The organism is Gallaecimonas xiamenensis 3-C-1, from assembly GCF_000299915.1.
In the GTDB taxonomy this organism is placed as follows: domain Bacteria; phylum Pseudomonadota; class Gammaproteobacteria; order Enterobacterales; family Gallaecimonadaceae; genus Gallaecimonas; species Gallaecimonas xiamenensis.
The window spans coordinates 1-2,273 of the sequence record NZ_AMRI01000052.1; the positions used below are offsets into that span (position 1 = coordinate 1).

Genomic DNA, 2,273 nt, shown 5'->3' on the forward strand with positions numbered 1-2,273 from the left:
GGTGCCGTCCTGGGATAGTGACGTCACGTTTTCAATTTGGTTGGCAGGATATGGTGGGTGATACCGGGTTCGAACCAGTGACCCCCTCCTTGTAAGGGAGGTGCTCTCCCAACTGAGCTAATCACCCCTGCCATGTGGAGCGGTATTATAGGGAGGGCTTTTTCACTGTCAACCCAATTCACCGCAACCCCGCTTGAATGCTGATTTTTTCAACGCCTCGACGGCTTGGGGACCTTTTCAGCTGGTGCTAGAATAAGCCCTTTCTTCCGGCCCGTCCGTTAACCATATAAGTGTGACCATGACAGTCAAAACCCGCTTTGCCCCCAGCCCCACCGGTTTCCTGCATGTCGGTGGTGCCCGCACCGCCCTCTACTCCTGGCTCTATGCTCGCCATAACCAAGGGGAATTCGTGCTGCGTATCGAGGACACGGATCTGGAGCGCTCCACCCCTGAAGCCATCGAAGCCATTATGGATGGCATGAACTGGCTGGATCTGAAGTGGGATGAAGGCCCTTATTACCAGACCAAGCGTTTCGACCGTTACCGCGACGTGGTGGCCACCATGCTCGAAGCGGGCAGCGCTTATAAGTGCTATTGCTCCATCGAGCGCCTGGACGCCATGCGCGAAGAACAGATGGCCAAGGGCGAAAAGCCCCGTTACGACGGCAAGTGCCGCCACGACCACAGCGAGCATGGCAGTGACGAGCCTTTTGTTATCCGTTTCAAAAACCCCGAAGACGGCAGCGTCATCTTTGACGACCAAATTCGTGGCCCCATCGAGATAGGCAACAAGGAACTGGACGACCTTATCATCCAGCGTACCGACGGCAGCCCCACCTACAACTTCTGTGTGGTGGTGGACGACTGGGACATGGGCATCACCCACGTGGTGCGTGGTGAAGACCACATCAACAACACCCCGCGTCAAATCAACATCCTCAAGGCCCTGGGCGCCCCGGTGCCGGTCTACGCCCACGTGTCGATGATCTTGGGTGACGACGGTAAAAAGCTGTCCAAGCGCCACGGCGCCGTATCGGTGATGCAATACCGTGACGACGGTTACCTGCCCCAGGCGCTGCTCAACTACCTGGTGCGCCTGGGCTGGTCCCACGGTGACCAGGAAGTGTTCAGCATCCCGCAGATGATTGAGCTCTTTACCCTCGACGCCGTCAACAAGGCCGCCAGCGCCTTTAACACCGAAAAGCTCAACTGGCTCAACAACCACTATATCCGCACCCTGCCGGCGGCCGAGGTGGTGCCTTATCTTGAGTGGCACATGGCCGACCAAAACATCGACACCAGCAACGGTCCGGCTCTGGAGCAGATCATTGCCGTACTGGGAGAGCGGGTCAGCACCCTTAAGGAGCTGGCTGCCCAAAGCCGTTACTTCTTTGAAGACTTCAGCGACTTCGACGCTGACGCCGCCAAGAAGCACCTGCGCCCGGTGGCTGCCGAACCGCTGCAACTGGTTAAAAGCAAACTGGCTGCCCTGACTGACTGGACCGCCGAAGCCATCCACGGCGCCATTCAGGGCACTGCCGACGAGTTGGCTGTGGGTATGGGTAAAGTGGGTATGCCGCTGCGGGTTGCCATCACTGGCGCCGGCCAATCTCCGTCCCTGGACGTCACCGCTCTGCATATCGGTAAAGCCCGCTGCCTGGCCCGCCTGGACCAAGCCGTTGATTTTATCGCCAAACGCGCAGCTGAGTGACAAAAGCCGGTTGACAGGAAAATAGGGGCTGCATAGAATGCGCCTCGCACTGAAGGGGAGCACGCCTCCCCTGATTCAGGGGCTATAGCTCAGCTGGGAGAGCGCTTGCATGGCATGCAAGAGGTCGGCGGTTCGATCCCGCCTAGCTCCACCAAATACCACAGGTTGTGGCGTTTACGCGGCAACTTGGCCCCCAAAAGGGCAAAATTACAATTCAAGGTCGCTTCCAGCAAGGCGGCATTGATAGAGAAAAACGGGGCTATAGCTCAGCTGGGAGAGCGCTTGCATGGCATGCAAGAGGTCGGCGGTTCGATCCCGCCTAGCTCCACCAATTAGGAACAAAGCGGTTTCCGGTTATGCCGGAAAAGAGGTCGGCGGCAAAGGTTGCCCCGTTCGATACCGCCTAGCTCCACCAAATAAAACATCAGTTACCTAGAACTGATGGGGTGATAGACAGAATATGTCGCTCGGTTTTGCCAGCAAAACCTCACCTTACAAAATTTGCCGCGACGCAGTGCGTCGAAATCGCAAATTTTGTCCCCTTCGTCTAGAGGCCTAGGAC

1 protein-coding gene and 3 tRNA genes are annotated in these 2,273 nt (G+C 57.3%); 3 read left to right on the forward strand and 1 reads right to left on the reverse strand.

Features of this window, described 5'->3' with window-relative positions; genetic code table 11:
- Positions 1–51: 51 nt before the first annotated feature.
- Positions 52–127: transfer RNA gene (locus tag B3C1_RS19130), tRNA-Val, on the reverse strand.
- Positions 128–298: 171 nt separating this feature from the next.
- On the opposite strand from B3C1_RS19130, the gene gltX reads away from it, so the two are divergent.
- From gltX to B3C1_RS19145, 3 genes are all read left to right on the forward strand, one after another.
- Positions 299–1,711 carry a glutamate--tRNA ligase gene (gene gltX, locus B3C1_RS19135; RefSeq protein WP_008486881.1) on the forward strand — a complete coding sequence of 471 codons (1,413 nt, stop codon included), beginning with the start codon at positions 299–301 and terminating at the stop codon, positions 1,709–1,711.
- 78 nt (positions 1,712–1,789) lie between these two features.
- A tRNA-Ala gene (locus B3C1_RS19140) sits at positions 1,790–1,865 on the forward strand.
- Positions 1,866–1,966: 101 nt separating this feature from the next.
- Positions 1,967–2,042: transfer RNA gene (locus tag B3C1_RS19145), tRNA-Ala, on the forward strand.
- Positions 2,043–2,273 lie beyond the last annotated feature (231 nt).

Excerpts from the sequence above, each read along its gene's own strand:
- gltX (WP_008486881.1), top strand. The coding sequence starts at position 299 with ATGACAGTCAAAACCCGCTTTGCCCCCAGCCCCACCGGTTTCCTGCAT.